The organism is Actinoplanes sp. GCM10030250, assembly GCF_042666575.1.
Classification (GTDB): Bacteria; Actinomycetota; Actinomycetes; order Mycobacteriales; family Micromonosporaceae; genus Actinoplanes.
In genome coordinates this window covers 67,718-85,017 of record NZ_JBHTDO010000005.1, presented here as the reverse complement: position 1 = coordinate 85,017, position 17,300 = coordinate 67,718, and the positions used below count along the sequence as shown (strand labels likewise).

General features: G+C 68.5%; 16 protein-coding genes and 1 tRNA gene. 12 read left to right on the top strand and 5 right to left on the bottom strand.

Features of this window, described 5'->3' with window-relative positions:
• The first annotated feature begins 67 nt into the window (after positions 1–67).
• Entirely contained in the window at positions 68–1,546 is a 1,479-nt protein-coding gene (locus tag ACFQV6_RS09765; protein ID WP_378027050.1) for a glutamate-cysteine ligase family protein, read from the top strand.
• Here the strand turns inward: ACFQV6_RS09765 and ACFQV6_RS09760 are convergent, their stop codons facing one another.
• Positions 1,547–2,860, bottom strand: a complete 1,314-nt coding sequence (locus ACFQV6_RS09760; RefSeq protein ID WP_378027049.1) for a Hansenula MRAKII killer toxin-resistant protein 1 — start codon at positions 2,858–2,860, stop codon at positions 1,547–1,549.
• Positions 2,861–3,005: 145 nt separating this feature from the next.
• On the opposite strand from ACFQV6_RS09760, the gene ACFQV6_RS09755 reads away from it, so the two are divergent.
• Positions 3,006–3,773, top strand: coding sequence for a PASTA domain-containing protein (locus ACFQV6_RS09755; RefSeq protein ID WP_378027048.1), 768 nt, complete (start codon positions 3,006–3,008; stop codon positions 3,771–3,773).
• 106 nt (positions 3,774–3,879) lie between these two features.
• On the opposite strand, the gene ACFQV6_RS09750 is transcribed toward ACFQV6_RS09755, so the two are convergent.
• Positions 3,880–4,182, bottom strand: a complete 303-nt coding sequence (locus tag ACFQV6_RS09750) for a hypothetical protein (RefSeq protein WP_378027047.1) — start codon at positions 4,180–4,182, stop codon at positions 3,880–3,882.
• Positions 4,183–4,612: 430 nt separating this feature from the next.
• Here ACFQV6_RS09750 and ACFQV6_RS09745 point away from each other — a divergent pair, with 430 nt between their 5' ends.
• The 3 genes from ACFQV6_RS09745 (at position 4,613) to ACFQV6_RS09735 (ending at position 6,297) form a co-directional block, all read left to right on the top strand.
• Positions 4,613–5,494, top strand: a complete 882-nt coding sequence (locus ACFQV6_RS09745; RefSeq protein ID WP_378027241.1) for a helix-turn-helix domain-containing protein — start codon at positions 4,613–4,615, stop codon at positions 5,492–5,494.
• Entirely contained in the window at positions 5,464–5,682 is a 219-nt protein-coding gene (locus ACFQV6_RS09740; RefSeq protein ID WP_378027240.1) for a DUF397 domain-containing protein, read from the top strand. Before ACFQV6_RS09745 ends, ACFQV6_RS09740 begins: the two co-directional genes overlap by 31 nt.
• Before the next feature lie 168 nt (positions 5,683–5,850).
• Positions 5,851–6,297 (top strand): hypothetical protein, encoded by a 447-nt coding sequence (locus ACFQV6_RS09735; protein WP_378027046.1) that lies wholly within the window; start codon positions 5,851–5,853, stop codon positions 6,295–6,297.
• Positions 6,298–6,317: 20 nt separating this feature from the next.
• Here the strand turns inward: ACFQV6_RS09735 and ACFQV6_RS09730 are convergent, their stop codons facing one another.
• The 3 genes from ACFQV6_RS09730 to ACFQV6_RS09720 all read right to left on the bottom strand — a co-directional run bounded on the left by ACFQV6_RS09730 (position 6,318) and on the right by ACFQV6_RS09720 (position 8,207).
• Positions 6,318–6,938: a hypothetical protein gene (locus tag ACFQV6_RS09730; RefSeq protein ID WP_378027045.1), complete on the bottom strand. Its 621-nt coding sequence runs from the start codon at positions 6,936–6,938 to the stop codon at positions 6,318–6,320.
• Between the two features lie 78 nt (positions 6,939–7,016).
• Positions 7,017–7,835, bottom strand: a complete 819-nt coding sequence (locus tag ACFQV6_RS09725; RefSeq protein WP_378027044.1) for a WecB/TagA/CpsF family glycosyltransferase — start codon at positions 7,833–7,835, stop codon at positions 7,017–7,019.
• A 289-nt stretch (positions 7,836–8,124) separates the two neighbouring features.
• A tRNA-Leu gene (locus ACFQV6_RS09720) sits at positions 8,125–8,207 on the bottom strand.
• A 240-nt stretch (positions 8,208–8,447) separates the two neighbouring features.
• Between ACFQV6_RS09720 and ACFQV6_RS09715 the strand changes: the two genes are divergently transcribed.
• From ACFQV6_RS09715 to pknB, 7 genes are all read left to right on the top strand, one after another.
• On the top strand, positions 8,448–9,236 hold the full coding sequence (locus ACFQV6_RS09715; protein WP_378027043.1) for an FhaA domain-containing protein: 789 nt from the start codon (positions 8,448–8,450) through the stop codon (positions 9,234–9,236).
• Positions 9,237–9,241: 5 nt separating this feature from the next.
• Positions 9,242–9,724, top strand: a complete 483-nt coding sequence (locus ACFQV6_RS09710) for an FHA domain-containing protein (RefSeq protein ID WP_378027042.1) — start codon at positions 9,242–9,244, stop codon at positions 9,722–9,724.
• A complete protein-coding gene (locus ACFQV6_RS09705) occupies positions 9,721–11,085 on the top strand; it encodes a PP2C family protein-serine/threonine phosphatase (protein WP_378027041.1) in 1,365 nt (454 codons plus the stop codon). Before ACFQV6_RS09710 ends, ACFQV6_RS09705 begins: the two co-directional genes overlap by 4 nt.
• A 77-nt stretch (positions 11,086–11,162) precedes the next feature.
• Positions 11,163–12,620 (top strand): FtsW/RodA/SpoVE family cell cycle protein, encoded by a 1,458-nt coding sequence (locus ACFQV6_RS09700; RefSeq protein WP_378027239.1) that lies wholly within the window; start codon positions 11,163–11,165, stop codon positions 12,618–12,620.
• A complete protein-coding gene (locus ACFQV6_RS09695; RefSeq protein WP_378027040.1) occupies positions 12,617–14,119 on the top strand; it encodes a peptidoglycan D,D-transpeptidase FtsI family protein in 1,503 nt (500 codons plus the stop codon). Before ACFQV6_RS09700 ends, ACFQV6_RS09695 begins: the two co-directional genes overlap by 4 nt.
• Position 14,120: 1 nt before the next feature.
• Positions 14,121–15,491, top strand: coding sequence for a protein kinase (locus ACFQV6_RS09690; RefSeq protein ID WP_378027039.1), 1,371 nt, complete (start codon positions 14,121–14,123; stop codon positions 15,489–15,491).
• On the top strand, positions 15,488–17,272 hold the full coding sequence (pknB, locus tag ACFQV6_RS09685) for a Stk1 family PASTA domain-containing Ser/Thr kinase (protein WP_378027038.1): 1,785 nt from the start codon (positions 15,488–15,490) through the stop codon (positions 17,270–17,272). Before ACFQV6_RS09690 ends, pknB begins: the two co-directional genes overlap by 4 nt.
• Positions 17,273–17,300 lie beyond the last annotated feature (28 nt).

Genomic DNA, 17,300 nt, shown 5'->3' with positions numbered 1-17,300 from the left:
AGCGCAAGCGTTCGTTCACAGAGCGGTGATCGACGTCCGCTTCATCCCTGGCTTTCCGGGAGGGTTCGTGGGCAAGGATCTGGGGACCGCCGCCTTCTCGCCGCAGGATCGGGTTCGCTTCCGACACAAGGTGCGGCACTGTCTGGACGTGCTGGGCCGGATGCTCGACGCGGACGCGTTCGACCCCGGGGCCGGCACGACCGGGCTGGAGATCGAGATCAACCTGGTCGGCGGGGACGCCGATCCGATCATGCGCAACGCCGAGATCCTGGCCGACCTGGGTGATCCGCGTTTCCAGCCGGAGCTCGGCAAGTTCAACATCGAGTTCAACGTGCCGCCGCGGCAGATCGCCGGCGACGGGCTCGGTGACTACGAACACGACATCCTGGACGGCCTGCGGGATGCCGCCGACTGCGCACGCAAGGGTGAGAGCCGGCTGGCGCTGATCGGCATGCTGCCCACCCTCTCGTCCGAGCACCTGATACCGGCGAACCTCTCGGCCGGTGCCCGGTACAGCGCCCTGAACAGCGAGATCGTCGGCGCCCGCGGTGACGACTTCCGCATCGACATCCGCGGTGTCGAGCGATACACGGGAAGCAGCGACTCGATCGCGCTTGAGGCGGCCTGCACCAGCGTGCAGTTCCACCTCCAGGTCGGCCCGTCCGATTTCGCGCGGTACTGGAACGCCTCCCAGGCCCTCGCCGGCGTGCAGGTCGCGCTCGGCGCCAACTCGCCCTTCCTGCACGGCCGGCGGCTCTGGGCGGAGACCCGGATCGTCTTCTTCGAGCAGGCCACCGACGCGCGGCCGGACGAGTTCAAGGAACAGGGCGTACGGCCGAGGGTGTGGTTCGGCGAGCGGTGGATCGACTCGGTCTTCGACCTGTACGAGGAGAACGTCCGCTTCTTCCCCCCGCTGCTCCCCGAGCTCTTCGAGGAGCAGCCCGACGAGGTCTGGGACGCCGGCGGCATTCCCCACCTGTACGAGCTACGCCTGCACAACGGCACCGTCTACCGTTGGAACCGCCCGGTCTACGACGTGACCGGCGGCCGGCCACACCTGCGCGTGGAGAACCGGGTGCTGCCCTCCGGTCCCACAGTGGTGGACCTGATCGCCAACGCCGCGTTCTACTTCGGCCTGGTCGCCGCGCTCGCCGAGGAGGAGTCGCCGATCTGGTCCCGGCTGGAGTTCTCGGCCGCCGCCGACAACTTCCGCAACGGCGCCCGGGACGGTATCGACGCCACGATGCACTGGCCGGAAGTGGGGCGGGTGCCGGTCACCGAGCTCGTCCTCGACACGCTGCTGCCGAAGGCGTACGCCGGACTGGACCGCTTCGGTGTCCATCCGGCGCAGCGGGACCGGCTGCTCGGGATCATCGAGGGCCGGTGCCGGACCCGCCGCAACGGCGCGACCTGGCAGACCGAGGCCGTGCGCGCGGCCGAGCACTGCCGGGGCGCGGACCGGCTCACTGCCGTACGCGACATGACCCAGCGCTACCTGGACCTGCAGCGGCTGAACGAACCGGTGCACACCTGGCCGGTCGACTGACTACTTCGCGTCCGGGTTGATCCGGGCCACGGTCGGGTTCGCCGGTGGCGGGGTGATCGTGTTGGTGTTCTTGCGGGGGGCGGGACGCTTCGCCGGCGGGCGGGACGGCCGGGCCGCCGAGGCGATCTCCGGATCGCCGACGTTCTCGCGGTCCCCCGGCCTTGCGGGGTCACTTCCCTTTCCGGGATCACCGAGGCCCAGGAGCGTTTCGCCGGGTTTGGGCGGCGCCGGGGCCCGGCCGGTCGCCTTGGCCGGCGCGGGCTTGCCGAGGTTGAGTTCGGCGGTGTCGAGTTCGCCCGCCTTTAGGTCGCCCATGCCCTGAGGCGCGCGGGCCGGCTTGACCGGGGTGGCGGCCGGCGCGGTCGTGGCCCGGGGTGCGGGGATCACCGCGGTGTCCGGCTCGGCGCTCGGCAGCTCACCCGCCGGCACGCGGCCGGCCCGGTCCTGCCGATTGCGCCGGCCCTGTTCCAGCGTGACCGTCAGCGCCGACCCGCCCAGTCCGGCGAGCACGGCATAGGGAGCGATCAGATAGGCGGACTGCAACGGTCCCATCGCCTCGGTGAGCTGAGGTGCCAGCAGCAGGAAGGAGAAGGCCACGAGCAGCGGCCCGACCGCACCGGAGATCGCGGTGCCCAGCCCGAGCGCACCCCGGCGGGCGGCCGGCCAGGCTGCGACGAGCCCGATGACGAACGCCGCGACCAGGGTCAGCAGGGCGCTCGGCCAGTAGATCCCGCCGTACCGCAGGGGGCTCACCGACTCGGCGAACTGCCAGCTTGTCAGGTAGGTGGCGAACTCGCGGTTGCTGGCCAGCTCGGCGACGACACCGGCGATCGCCAGCGCCCAGAGCCAGACCGCGGTGCCGATCAGGTTGGCCGCGACCGGAACCGACGACACCGCCCAGAACGCGACGATCACGCCCGCGAGCAGGCCGGCCAGGGCGTAGCCGCCGGCGACCATCTGGGGGGAGAGCGTGTCCGCCCGTACCGCTGAGCGGGCGGGGAGCGCGACCAGCACGACCGACACGAGTGCGCCCAGCGCTGACGACGCCGCCAGCAGGAACCGCCAGAGCCCGAGCCACCGCCCGGGTTCGTCCGGGCGGAGCCGGCCGGCGATCACCGCGCCGAGCACCGTCGCGCTCGCGGTGATCCAGGTGGCCCAGCCGAGGCTGCCCAGCCAGACGCTTTCCGCCTCGGCGGCGGTGACCGGCCAGGCGATCACGCCGAGTCCGTAGCCGAGGCCCAGTTGTGCGGCTCCCGCGCCGGCGGCGATACCTGCTGCGGCGCCGGCCTGTGTTGTCAAGCCCTTCTCGGCCATGCGGGGCACTGTACTGGCCGGTGCCGATGTCTGCGAATTGCCGGTGATCGGCTTTCCGCTGCTGGATAACCCCACATGGCCCCAAGATTCGATACGTTGACCGGGCGAGGAGCCAGGGACATGGGGAAGGCGGAAGGGACCGGCGATGTCTGAGGAGCGCCCGCCCAGCCGGGACGACAGTGCGCCGCGGCCGGACGAGACGCGTCCGATGTCACCCTCCGACGCCACCGAACTTCAGCGGAATCAGCCTTCCGAGACCTCTCGATCTTCCGAGGATCCTCGATCGGGTGACGGCGGGAAGCGCTCGGACGACCGGGACAAGTCGGTGTGGACCGGCCGTGCCGAGGTCCGGCCGCCACGCCGCGGCGAGACTGAGCAGTACGTGTCCGAGCAGTACGACGCCGACTGGGCCGACTTCGGACCGGCCGACCAGCAGCAGCGACGATGGTGGACGCCGATCGCGGTCGGCACCGCCGCGCTGGTGCTGCTGGGCCTGCTCGGCTTCGGTATCGCCGTGATCGTCCAGAACTCCGGCGGGGACACCGAGTCACCGGGACCGGCGGCCACCACGCGCCAGACGACGCCACCGGACACGACCGCGCCGGCGACGGTCCCGACCACCGCTGCCTCGACACCTCCGACGACCGAGCCGGTCGACAAGGAGGTGAACGTGCCGGCGCTGCGCGGGATGCCGCTGGCCGACGCGAAGGCGGCACTGGACCGGACCGGACTGACGTACCGGGTGATCAGGCGGCCGAGCGACGCCGAACCGGACACGGTGATCGACAGCGATCCGCCGGAGGGCCGGCTGGTGCCGTCGGACACCCGGGTCACCCTGGTGGTCGCGGAGCCGAGCACGGAGGAACCAGCTCCGCTGTCGTCAGCGACAACAACGGCGCCGGCCGGAAACTGACGTCAGCGACAACAACGGCGCCCGCCGGAAACTGACGTCAGCGACAAACGATCGCGCCTCGGTGGAATCGACGTCAGCCACGACGGCGCGGCTGAAAGGGCTGACGTCAGCGGTTGACGCGGACTGTTCGCGCGGGAATCACGCCCGGTCGTGTGGCCGGCTGGCGGCCGTTACGGGCCCGGGGGTCCGGCGCTTTGCCGACCGGCCGCAAGCCGTTGACCTGGACGAAGATGGATCGGCGCTCGACCGCGTCACCGGCCGGGTTCAACTCGTAGCCATCGAGCCAGACCCAGCCCTCATATGTCGGCCAGTCGTGGACCCGGATGACCCGGAAGAGCATCGGTGATGCGAATTGGACGCTGGCCGCTTTCGTCACGTGAATGACATCACCGGACCGAGGAAGAACCACGTCATCTCCTGCCCTGAGACTCGTGTGGGTGATAGTAGCTTTGTGACACAGATGCACCAGTCTGCCCGGCTGATGCAGCTTTGCAAGCCTCCGAAGGTGCCAACCATCGAAGAAGATTGCGGAACGTCACCATCGCCGATCACGCCACCCAAATCGCGGGCGGCAGTCCATCTCGGACTGCAAGTGTCTCGGCGCCCCGTATAGGACGTCGTTTTGATGTGTTGTGTCGGACTTGCGTTGGTTGCTCAAGATCTTTAGATGCTTGCTCAAGAACACTAGGTGCCTGCTCAAGAACATTAAGTGATGCAAGGCCTACGGAAAGATTGCACCACCAGTGTCGTCGATGCAAGTTGCATGTCAGCCTTCCGTGATCCTCCGTGATCATCCACAGTGCTTGAACGATCAAGAACTCGCCGGGGAGACTGATCGAGTGAATCAGCGCCGCAGTCCCACCGTCCGTCGTCGCCGCCTCGGAGTGGAGCTGCGCAGGTATCGCGAGGCGGCCGGCGTGACCATCGACATGGTGGCCGAGCGCCTCGGCTGCTCGACCTCCAAAATATCCCGCATTGAAACAGGACATACCGGTGCAACACCGGGCGACGTACAGGACATGTTGGACATTTATCGCGTGGATGCGAGGGTTGTCGACGAGCTTGTCCAAATTGCACGGGATGCCCGGCAAAAAGGGTGGTGGCACCCGTTTTCCACGGTGCTGAGCAGCGCATACGTCGGGCTGGAGGCCGAGGCGAGATCAGTTCGGGCGTATGAGCAACAGGTCATTCCGGGCTTGTTGCAGAGCGAAGACTATGCAATGGCACTCATCAGGTCTGCCCGATGGGATGACACCGATCAGAGGAACGCCCAACGCATCCGCGTCCGCATGGAACGGCAGTCGTTGTTGATTCAGGACGATCCAATCGATCTCTGGGTGGTGCTTGATGAATCGGTGGTGAGCCGGCCCGTCGGCGGCGACGCGGTCATGCGCGACCAACTGCGACAGCTGGTCGACACCGCGCGGCTGCCGAACGTGACTCTCCAGATCCTGCCGTTCGCGGTCGGCGCACACGCGGGCATGGACGGCGCGTTCGCCATTCTCGACTTCCCCTCGGCTGGTGACCCCGCCGTGGTGTTCGCCGAGAACGCGACGGGCGGGCTCTTCCTGGAGAAGGACGACGAACTCCGTAAGTACGTCACCGTCTTCGACACCATCCGGGCCTCGGCCCTTGATCCGGGGGAGTCCATCGACATGATCGAAATGCTGATTGAGGAGCCGTTGTGGAAATCAAGACGAAGGGTTTCCGGGTCGACCTGAGCCGCGCACAGTGGTTCAAGAGCACTCGTAGCGGCCCGAACTGTGACAACTGCGTCGAGGTCGCGTTCGTCGACCAGGCGATCGTGGTCCGCGACTCCAAGAACCCGGCCGGACCCGCATTGATCTTCACGGCTGCGGAGTGGGACGCGTTCGTGGGTGGCGCCAAGGACGGCGAGTTCGATCTCTGACTGACCCGGCACGGCCGGCTCGGCGCTCCTGGCGCCCGGGCCGGCCGTTGCTATTTGCCCCATTTTCCGTCGCTACGGCGGCGTCGCCTCGTTGAAGCCTCTAAGCGCGGACCGGCCCGGACCGAGCCGGCGGCCGGGAACCATCACTGAACGAGGCAAGGCAGAGATATGACGATTGGCTCCGAGAACCTCAGCAACGGCTCGTCGACGGCGCAGGACCGATTCAGCGGTGGCGTCAGCGCGTACCGGCAGAACCGGCGGGACGGCGGGCTGGGCAGCGAGAGTGACGGTGAACTGGTGTCCCGCAGCAGCTCGGGCCTGCCGACCCGGTCGCCCGGACGGTCGCACAGCATCGAGCCGACGAGTGCGCTGGACCGGGCGGCCAAGCTGCCCTCGCTCGACCTTCCGGGCCTGAGCGAGCCGGTCTTCAACTCCACCTGGTCGGAGAGCGGCTCGACGAGCGAGTCGATGGCGGATCACCCGCTGCTGCGCGGGCTCCTGCTCGAACTGCCGGCCCGGGGCACGCTGCCGACCTCGGACTGGCTCGACCGGTGGTTCGAGGCGGCACGCTCCATTCTGGAGCTTCTCTACGTCCAGGAAGCCAAGAAGCAGTAGTCAGGAAGCAGTAGTCCGGATCACCGCGCGTCGGCCGGGATCCGGGTGCGCCCGCGGCCGAGCGGTGCCATCACCAGCGGGGCGAGCCGGCTATGACGCAGCGCCGCCCGGACGCCGATGGCCAGGACCGCGATCGCGACCACCGTGACGGCGATGCCGGCCATGCCCGGCGCACCGTTGCCGGGGAGCTCGACCAGGCCCGCGGCGATCGGTAGCCCCACCAGGGCGGCCAGCCCGGTCACCTGCAGCGGTGCCGCCACCAGCGGGTGCGCGGCGGCGGCGCGCAGAGCCGGCGGCACGGGCGCCAGAGGTGCGGTCGCGAACGCGCCCGCACCGCGCCGCACCCAGGCCAGCCGGCGAACCGTGGCGCTGAGAACGATCAGGGCCGGCACGGCCGGAAGCAGTGCCGCCGCGGGCGCCGACGAGAGCCCCGGCACCAGGCCGGTGATCAGCGGAACGGCGACGAACACCGCCGCACCCGCGCCCACGAGTGCGGTGAGCAGCCCGGCCCGCCGGCGCAGCGCGCGAGCGGTGCCGGCGGTGGGCAGGCCGTCCACGAGCAGTCCGGCGGTGAGCCAGACGGCGGCGAGGGCGGCGATCAGGATGACGTCCACAGCGGTGTTCACATCGACAGCGTTCACCGATTCGGGCGTACGCGAAACCGGGATTTGCCCCCAGCGGGCACCCGTAAGGGTTCTTGGATCGCGGGAACGGGGTCCCTAGACCGCGAAAGCGTGGACCGGCTCGGTGGCCGGCGCCGGGGGAGCCGCCTTCCACAGGCCGGCCTTCTGCGCGGCGAGGCGGCTCAGGTAGGCCGGGTTGAGCAGCACATACCGCTTCCAGAGCCGCTTCGGCTCGAGGCCGAGGCGCCAGAGCCACTCCAGCGCGTACTTCTGCATCCACGCGGGCGGGTTCTTCAGCAGGCCGGCGTGGTAGTCGAAGGCGGCGCCGACGGCGAGCAGCGGCATGTCCAGCAGCGGGCGCATCGCGTAGGTGAAGACCTCCTGCCGGGGGCAGCCGAGGCCGACCAGCACGATGCGCGCACCGGAAGCCTTGATCCGCTCGGCGATCTCCAGCTCCTCGCCGGGCAGCGCGGCCCGGAACTTCGACGCCTCCACGCCGGCGATCTTCAGCGCCGGGAACATCGACTGGAGGGCCGGGACCAGCCGGTCCAGCGTGGGCTGGGTGGAGCCGTACAGGTAGACGGGCAGCCCCTCGGCGGCGGCCTGCTCGACGACCTTGAGTGTCAGCGTCGGCCCGTAGACCCGATCGGTCAGGCCGGCGCCGTGCAGCAGGTTGAGCGCCCACCGCACCGGTTGCCCGTCGGGGGTGACGAGGTCGAACGAGTTCAGGCGGGCGTTGTGCGCCGGGTCCTGGACGCCGGTCATCACCCCGTGCACCGCGAGCGCGGTGACCGCGAACGGCCGCTGCTCCCGGGCCGCCTCGATGATCCGGGCTGTCGCCGACGCGTAGTCGGTGGCGTCGACGAGCACGCCCAGCACGTTGCGCTTACCTTGAGCGGTTCCGGTGACGGACACGGACGACTCTCCAGCGTTGGGCGAACAGTAAAGGGGCGAGCATAGCGCCACCTACCTCATAACCGGCCGACACCCGTGTGCGCAACCACACAAGATCGTCTACCCGACCGAGTGACGGCTATTTCTTCCACCCTGAGGCGATCAAAAACACCACCGAAGAGGAGGGCACTTCGACCGTACGATCAAAGGGCCTTGATCTCACTGAGAGTGACGAGGCGGGTGCCGTGCCGGAAATGATGAGGCGCTCCCTGCTCGGAGTTTCGCGAGCTGAGAGCGCCTGAGCACCTCGTGGGGATGGGGGGAGTTGAACCCCCACGTCCTTTCGGACACACGGACCTGAACCGTGCGCGTCTGCCATTCCGCCACATCCCCATGTGACTTTTTTCCGATCAGTCTCCGAGATCATATCGTTGACCTCTTTGACCGAAGCAGCCGGTCGAGCCTGCTTCTTGTTACTGGCTGCGACAGACTACGCTGTCGCACGTCACTAAGCGAGTTGATACCGCCCGCGACGCAGAGAAGATTAGCACGGCGTCGAAGGCGGTCATACGAGGGTCAGAAGTGCCGGCTGCTCTTGGGCTACAGATGCGCAAGCGGTCGCCGGATACCATCATGTCCTCGGAACCCGAGGAGGAGCCGGTGAGCGTGCTGCAGCGCTTTGAGAAGCGGTTGGAAGGCCTGGTCGAAGGGGCCTTCGCGAAGGTGTTCAAGGGTGTCGTACACCCTGTGGAGATTCTGAATGCCATGCAGCGGGAGGCCGAGGCACACAAGGCCATCCTTGCCGGTGGCCGCACTCTCGTGCCCAACCGTTACGTGATCGACCTGTCGCCATACGACCACAGTCGTTTGGCGCCCTACGCGGCTGCGCTGGCGCAGGAGCTGGCTCAGTCGCAGGCCGAGTTCATCGGTGAACAGGCCTGGACCGTCTACGGCGACGTGATCGTCGAGATCGAGCGGGGCGACGGCCTGGACACGGGCATGTTCCGTGTCACCGCGGAGGTGTACACCGGTGGTGAGGTCGCCCCGGTGCAACAGCCCGCGTATGACGCCGGCCCGCAGTACTCGCCGTATGACCAGCAGGGCGGCTACCCGCCGCACGGTGGTGGCCACGGCGGCCCGCGCAGTGTCGGCCTGGTCTCCGGTGATGGCCGGACCTACCCGCTGCAAATGGGCTCGACCGTGATCGGCCGTGGCGACCAGGCGAACCTGCGCCTGCCGGACGTCGGCATCTCGCGCCGGCACGCCCGGCTCGACTACGACGGCAACCAGGTCGTGCTGACCGATCTCGGATCGACGAACGGCACCATGGTCAACGGCCAGCGGGTGTCCGCCGTCGCGCTCAACCCGGGCGACATGATCCAGCTCGGTACCACCACGCTCACCTTCCGAGTGGACGGCTAGCGACCTTGCCCGAATTCGTCCTCACCGTCGCCCGCTTCGGATTCCTGATCCTGCTGTGGATATTCGTGTTCACAGTGGTCGGGGTGATCCGGCGGGATCTCTTCTCCGGGGTCCGGTCCAAGAGCATCGTCGCCAGCCCTCGGGGGGTGGGTGGCGCGGTGCTTCCGGGCCGGCCGGCGAAGGCGAAGCGCGGTAAGGCGGCACGGCAACTCGTCGTGACCGCCGGCAATCTGGCCGGCACTCGCATCACGCTCGGTGAAGCTCCGATCACGATCGGGCGGGCCGAGGATTCGACGCTCGTCATCACCGACGACTTCGCCTCCGCCAGGCACGCCCGCCTGATGCCGCGGGACGGGCAGTGGTTCGTGGAGGACCTCGGCTCGACCAACGGCACCTATCTTGATCGCGGTAAGGTCTCCGGACCCACTCCCGTCCCCCTTGGCGTTCCGATCCGGATCGGGCGCACTTCTCTCGAGTTACGGCCATGACCCTGACCCTGCGCTATGCCGCTCAGAGCGACCGCGGTCTGATCCGAGACCTGAACCAGGACTCCGTCTACGCCGGGCCGCGGCTTCTTGCTGTCGCGGACGGCATGGGCGGCATGGCTGCTGGTGACGTCGCGTCCAACATTGTCATCGCCGCCATGGCGCCGCTCGACGACGACGTTCCGGGTGATGCCCTGGTCGACGCCCTGCGGCACGCCGTCGGGACGGCCAATCAGCAGTTGCGCGACACCGTCGACGCGAACCCACAGCTTGAAGGCATGGGCACCACGCTGACCGCGGTGCTCTTCTCGGGCAGCAAGTTCGGCATGGTGCACATCGGCGACTCCCGGGCGTACCTGTTGCGCAACGGCGACTTCTCGCAGATCACCAAGGACGACACCTATGTCCAGATGCTCGTCGACGAGGGCCGGGTAAGCCCGGAGGAGGCGAGCAGCCATCCGCAGCGCTCCCTGCTCACCCGGGCGCTCGACGGCCGAGACATCGACCCTGAATATTCAGTGCGCCAGGTGCTCAAGGGCGACCGCTATCTGATCTGCAGCGACGGCCTGTCCGGCGTGGTCAGTGCCGACACGATCGGTCAGACCATGCGGGAGCTCACCGACCCGAAGGCGTGCGTCGAGCGGCTCGTGCAGCTCGCGCTGCGCGGCGGCGGCCCGGACAACATCACCGTCGTCATCGCGGACGCGATCGACGGGATCGTGGAGCAGTCGCCGATCGTCGGTGGCGCGGCCTCCCTCGACCGGGGCAACACGACGGTGGCGGACAGCTCGACGCCCGCCGCACGGGCGTCGGCGCTGAAGCCTCCGCCGCGTCCGGCCCAGCCGGAACCGGTGAACGGTTACGAACCGGAACCCTCGGGTCATCCGATCCGCACCGCACTGATGGTGCTGCTCCTGCTCGGTGTGCTCGGCGGTGGCCTCTGGGCCGGCTGGCAGTACACACAGGACCAGTACTACGTCGGTGCCGACGAGGCCGGCCAGCTCGCCATCTTCCGCGGTGTTCCGGGGCAGATCGCCGGGCTCGACCTCTCGACCGTGAGCGAGACCAGCGCGGTCCAGCTCGACGACCTGACCACCGTGGCCCAGGAGCGCGTCAAAGAGGGCATCCAGGCCGACGGTCAGGCGGACGCGAAGAACATGCTCGCCGACCTGACCAGCGACGAGCCCTCGAACCCGAACCTGAAGCCGATCTGCGCCCCGGTCGGCACCACGCCGTCCGCGGCCCCGACGACGCCCGCTGCGGGACAGCCGTCCAGCGGGACGGCAAGCGTCGCTCCCACCACCCAACCGTCCGCAAATGCTCCGGCCGCCGGCGACCCGGTCGCGTGCCGGACCGTCAACTGAGCACGGCCAACACGTCTGGGGATCATTCTTTGACCGCGCCCGCCGTACCGGCTCCGACGCCCGCCTCCACGGGCGAGATGTCGCGTATCCCGACGGGATGGAAGACACGCCGCAACGCCGAACTCGGCCTGCTCGGGTTCGCGATGCTGATCGTGCTCACGTTCAGCGCCACCGTCGAGGCGAACCAGTTCGACTCGCTCCAGCCCAACTTCTGGATCCCGGCCGCGCTGCTCAGCCTCCTCTTCCTCGGCCTGCACGTGGTCGTCCGGTTCACCGCGCCGTTCGCCGACCCGGTGCTGCTGCCCGCGGTCGCTCTGATCAACGGGATCGGCGTGGGTTTCCTGCGCCGTCTCGACCTGGCCCGGGCGATCGCCACGGACAAGCCGATGCCCGGCATCTTCGCCGACACCGGCGGTCGCCAGCTGGCCTGGACGCTGCTCTCGCTGATCCTGGCCGCCGTGCTGCTCGTGGTGGTCCGGGACCACAAGATTGTCTCGCGCTACGCCTACACGCTCGGCCTGGCCGGCATCGTGCTGATGATGATCCCGGCGGTCCTGCCGGCCAGCATCTCCGAGGTGAACGGCGCCAAGCTGTGGATCCGGCTCGGCGGGGTCTCCATCCAGCCCGGTGAGTTCGCCAAGCTCGCGCTGGTCTCGTTCTTCGCGTACTACCTGGTGCGCAAGCGCGAGGTGCTCTCGCTGGCCAGCCACCGTTTCCTGGGCATCGACTTCCCGCGCGGCCGCGACCTCGGGCCGGTGGTGACGGTGTGGCTGTTCAGCCTGCTCATCCTCGTCTTCGAGAAGGACCTGGGTACCGCACTGCTGTACTTCGGCCTGTTCATCGTCACCCTCTACGTCGCCACCGAGCGGGCCAGCTGGCTGATCATCGGTCTGCTGCTCTTCTTCGGCGGCGTCTACGTGGCGTACCTGCTGGGTGCCTCGGTGGGCGGGCCGTTCGCGAACTTCTACGACCGCGCCGAGGTCTGGCTCAACCCGTTCGACGACGAGAACTACAACCGGATCGGCGGCAGCTATCAGCTGGTCCAGGGGTTGCTGGGGCTCGGCACGGGCGGGCTGTTCGGCAGCGGGCCCGGTGCCGGATCGCCGGGTGAGGTGCCCGAGGTCCGTACCGACTTCATCTTCGCCGGGCTCGGTGAGGAGATCGGCCTGTTCGGCCTCTCCGCCCTGCTCGTCACGTACCTGCTGATCGTGGAGCGCGGCCTGCGTGCGGCCCTGGCGGTTCGCGACTCGTTCGGCAAGCTGGTCGCCGGCGGTCTCGCGTTCACCCTCGGCCTGCAGGTCTTCGTCATCCTCGGCGGTATCACCGGCCTGATCCCGCTGACCGGTCAGACCACCCCGTTCCTCTCCGCCGGTGGCTCCTCGCTGATGGCGAACTGGTTGCTGATCGCGATGCTCCTGCGGATCTCGGATGCCGCCCGGCGCCCCGCCACCAGCGGCGGCAGCCCGGAACGCCCGGGACCGAAGAAGGCACCCACCCAACTGCACGGCGCCATGACGGAGGTGATCAAGCCGTGAACGCACCACTCCGACGATCCGGCGTGGTCATCCTCGTCCTGTTCGGCCTGATCTTCGCGAACCTCAACTGGATCCAGGCGTACAAGGCCGACGAGTACCGCACCAACTACCGCAACGACCGCGTCATGATCGCCGAGTACGAGCGCCCGCGCGGCGTGATCGAGGCCGGCGGTCAGGCGCTCGCCGAGAACAAGGAGACCGCCGACAACCTGAAGTACCTGCGCGTCTATCCCAAGGATGAGATCTACGCCCCGGTAATCGGGTACAAGCCCGTCGGTCTCGGCGCCGTCGGCATCGAGGCGAGCGAGAACGACTTCCTCTCCGGCCAGAGCGACAAGCTGCTCGCCGACCGGATCAGCAACATGTTCACCGGTGAGGACACCAGCGGCGGGAACGTCCTGCTCTCCCTGAACACCAAGGCGCAAGAGACCGCCTGGAAGCAGATGACCAACAACGAGCGCGGGGTGAAGAAGGGCGCGGCGGTGGCGATCGATCCGCGTACCGGAGCGATCCAGGCGATGGTCTCGATGCCGAGCTTCGACCCGAACCCGCTGGTCAGCCACGATCAGGCGGCGGCCAAGAAGGCGTACGACAAGCTCAACGGCGACGACGACCAGCCGCTGCTGAACCGCGCGGTGGCCTCGACCCTGCCGCCCGGCTCGGTCTTCAAGGTGATCGTCTCGGCGGCCGCCCTGCAGAGCAACTACGACCTCGACACCGAGATCGAGGCGGGCGCCGTCTACCGCGAGGGCGGCGCGACGATCCGCAACTCCGAGGACGAGGTCTGCCCGGGCAGCCAGATCACCCTGAAGGACGCCCTGCGGACCAGCTGCAACACCGGCTTCTCCCGGCTCGGCGTGAAGCTCGGGGCGGACAAGATCAAGGGAACCGCGAAGGCGTTCGGCTTCGAGGACGAGGCGCTGCGGATCGGTGATCTGGAGAGCGTCGACAACGGTCTGGCCGTCGCCGCCAGCCGTACGGGTAACATCACGAACCCTGATGGCAGCACCGACACCGCCGCACTGGCCCAGTCCTCGCTCGGTCAGCGTGACGTCCGGATGACGCCGCTCCAGGGCGCCCTGATGGCCGCCACGGTGGCCAACGGCGGCGACCAGAAGCGGCCCTACCTGGTGCAGAAGTTGCTCGGCCCGGACCGGCGGACGATCTACACCGCCGAGCCGAAGACGCTGCGCGAGCCGATCAACGCGGACGTCGCCGGGAAGCTCAAGGAGATGATGGTCAGCGTCGTCGAGGGCGGTACCGGTAAGAACGCACAGATCGACAACTACACCGTCGGCGGCAAGACCGGAACGGCCCAGAACGCCGAGGGTGCGAACCCGCACGGCTGGTTCATCGGCTTCGCCTTCAACTCCAAGGGCGAAGCGGTCTCCGCGGCCTGCGTCATGCTGGAGAACGTGCCCGGTGGCCACGCCAGCGCCGAGGCCGCCCGGATCGCCGGGCGCATCATGAAGGCCGCGGCGGGCCAGGGAGGGGACTGACATGATCCGCCCGGGGGTCACGCTCGGTGGGCGGTACCGCTTGGAGGAGCGGATCGCCGGCGGGGGTATGGGCGACGTCTGGCGCGGCACCGACGAGGTGCTGGGCCGCATCGTCGCTGTCAAGATCCTGCTGCCCGCGCTCCTCGACGAGCCGGGCTTCGCCGAGCGGTTCCGCGGTGAGGCGCGGACCATGGCCACCATCAATCACCCGGGCGTCGTGGATGTCTACGACTACGGCAGCGATCAGCAGATCGCTTTCCTGGTGATGGAGTATGTCGAGGGCGACGCCCTCTCCCGGACGCTGAGCCGGGTGGGGCGGCTGACGCCGGCGCGCACGATGGCGCTGGTTGCGCAGGCCGCCGACGCACTCCAGGCCGCACACGCCAACGGCATCGTGCATCGTGACGTCAAACCGGGAAACCTTCTGGTACGGCCGAACGGCACCCTCGTTCTGACCGACTTCGGCATCGCCCGCTCGGCGATGGTGGGTCAGCTCACCGTCGCGGGCGCGGTGCTGGGCACTGCCTCCTACATCTCACCGGAGCAGGCCGCCGGCGACGTCGCCACGGCCGCCTCCGATGTGTACGCGCTGGGTGTCGTCGCCTACCAGTGCCTCTCCGGGCACCGGCCGTTCGACGGGTCGACCCCGATCGAGATCGCCATGAAGCACGTCCGGGAGAACCCGCGCCCGCTTCCCGGCGACATCCCGCCCGCGGTCCGCGCCATTGTGGACCGGGCGATGTCCAAGGACCCGTCGGCCCGCTGGCCGAGCGCCTCGGCGATGGCGACGGTGGCCCGTCAGGCCGCGTCCTCGCTGACCACGGCCGTGCAGCAGCCGGTGCAGCACCAGCAGCACCAGCAGCAGCAGGCCCGCAACTCGCGTCCGGTCAGCCCGGCGCCGGCCCGGCCGCAGTCCGGGCCGCCGGCGAGGCCCCAGTCCGGTGCCGCGGCCCGGGCCTCGGTGCCGCGACCGGTCTCCGGTGCCCGCGGTGCCGCCTCGGTGCCCACCTCGCCGTCACCGCAGATGCCGCCGCCGTACCGGCCACAGTCGGCGCCGCCGGTCAACGCCTACTCACCACCCGTCTCGCCGGCAGCCAAACCGGAGAGTCCCTTCGGCCGTCAGGTCCTGGTGGTGCTGGCCGTGGTGCTGGCACTTCTGGTCCTGCTCTGCGCCGGGGTCATCTCTTTCCTGTTACGACATGGCAACGGCAATACCGCCGCGAGCAACACGCTGGGCTATCACAGCAGCTCTGCGGCTATCCTCCGCTCGGGCGTGGTCGCTGACCCAGTGTTGGTGGCGTCGTACCGTCTTACTAAGGCCGATGCCCAGCTCGGCTGGATCCGACCGAACGAAGGACGACAGACGTTATGACGGCGCAGGCCCGCCTGCTCGGTGGCAGGTACCAGGTCGGCGAGCTGCTCGGCTATGGCGGTATGGCTGAGGTGCACAAGGGACGTGACCTGCGCCTCGGCCGCGACGTGGCGATCAAGATGCTCCGCACCGATCTGGCCCGCGACGCAACGTTCCAGGAGCGGTTCCGTCGCGAGGCGCAGAACTCCGCCGCGCTGAACCACCCCGCGATCGTCGCCGTCTACGACACCGGCGAAGAGATCTCCGCGACCGGCGAGAAGCTCCCGTTCATCGTGATGGAGTTCGTCAACGGACGGACCCTCAAGGAGGTGCTCGCCCAGGAGCAGCGTCTCCAGCCACGTCGTGCGCTCGAGATGATCGCCGACATCTGTGCCGCCCTGGAGTTCAGCCACCGGCACGGGATCATCCACCGCGACATCAAGCCCGGCAATGTGATGGTCACCCAGAACGGCCAGGTCAAGGTGATGGACTTCGGCATCGCCCGGGCCCTGGCCAGCGGTGCCACCACGATGACACAGACCAGTGCGGTGATCGGTACGGCTCAGTACCTCTCACCCGAGCAGGCCCGCGGCGAGTCCGTCGACGCCCGCTCCGATGTGTACGCGGCCGGCTGTGTCCTCTTCGAGCTGGTCGTCGGCCACCCGCCGTTCGTCGGCGACAGCCCGGTCAGCGTCGCGTACCAGCACGTTCGCGAAGACCCGAAGCCGCCGAGCTCGATCGTCCGCGACCTCCCGCCGGACATCGACGCGATAGTGCTGAAGGCGCTCGCCAAGAACCCGCTGAACCGCTATCAGAGCGCACAGGAGATGCGGGCCGACGCTCTGCGCGCGGTCTCCGGTCGTCCCGTGATGGCCACGCCGGTGATGAGCCAGGCGGAGACCGTGGCGATGACCAACGACCCGCGGCAGTGGCAGCCGCAGGCCGCCACCACCATGCAGCGGACGGTTCCGGCCGGTGTGGCGCCGCCGCGCAAGCCGGAGAACAAGTCGTCCTGGGTGATGGCCGTGCTGGCCGGGCTCAGTTTCCTGGTGGTGGTCGTTCTCGGCGTCGCCCTCGCGTTGAGCAACCAGGACGACAAGGACAACGGCGACAACACCGCCGCGCCGACGACGATCCAGATGCCGAAACTGATCGGGCTGACCCCCGACGAGGTGCAGGCCGAGGTCGCCAACGCGAAACTGACGAACGTGCAGGCCGAGAAGCCGACGGTCGACAAGGACTGCGACGGCACGGTCAAGAAGCAGACGCCGGAAACCGGTACTTCGGTCGAGCTCAACGCGGCCGTCTCCTATCAGATCTGCAACGCACCTGAGCAGGTCACGGTTCCCAAGGGCCTGGTCGGCGGCAACCAGAGTTCCGCCGAGGCGACCCTGCGGGGCGTCGGCCTCGAGCCGGTGATCCGGACGAGCGACTCGGAGAAGCCCAAGGGCGAGGTCCTCTCCGTCGAGAGTGCCGGCGAGAAGGTCGACCCCGGCACGTCGATCACGGTGCGGGTCTCCAACAACAGCCAGGTCATCGTGCAGAACGTGGTCGGCAAGTCCCAGGAGGTCGCGCAGGCGCTGCTCGAACAGGACGGGCTGAACGTCGAGGTCCGGTTCGTGGCCAGCGGCGGGGATCCCAACTCGGTGATCAGCCAGGACCCCAAGGGTGGCAAGAAGGTCGAGAAGAGCGCCACAGTGACCATCACGGTGGTCCAGCCGGGTGGCGGAGAGCCTGATCCGAGTAGTTCAACACCGACGGACGGCGAGACCGGCAACGGCGGTGGTGACGGCCAGGAGTAATCCTCCTGCTGAGAACGGCGGAAGGCCG

Bases quoted from the DNA above. Each gene is read 5' to 3' on its own strand.
- ACFQV6_RS09735 (WP_378027046.1), top strand. From the start codon at position 5,851: ATGACGATTGGCTCCGAGAACCTCAGCAACGGCTCGTCGACGGCGCAG.
- ACFQV6_RS09700 (WP_378027239.1), top strand. From the start codon at position 11,163: ATGTCGCGTATCCCGACGGGATGGAAGACACGCCGCAACGCCGAACTC.
- ACFQV6_RS09690 (WP_378027039.1), top strand. From the start codon at position 14,121: ATGATCCGCCCGGGGGTCACGCTCGGTGGGCGGTACCGCTTGGAGGAG.
- pknB (WP_378027038.1), top strand. From the start codon at position 15,488: ATGACGGCGCAGGCCCGCCTGCTCGGTGGCAGGTACCAGGTCGGCGAG.
- ACFQV6_RS09760 (WP_378027049.1), bottom strand. From the start codon at position 2,860: ATGGCCGAGAAGGGCTTGACAACACAGGCCGGCGCCGCAGCAGGTATC.
- ACFQV6_RS09715 (WP_378027043.1), top strand. From the start codon at position 8,448: ATGTCCTCGGAACCCGAGGAGGAGCCGGTGAGCGTGCTGCAGCGCTTT.
- ACFQV6_RS09705 (WP_378027041.1), top strand. From the start codon at position 9,721: ATGACCCTGACCCTGCGCTATGCCGCTCAGAGCGACCGCGGTCTGATC.
- ACFQV6_RS09755 (WP_378027048.1), top strand. From the start codon at position 3,006: ATGTCTGAGGAGCGCCCGCCCAGCCGGGACGACAGTGCGCCGCGGCCG.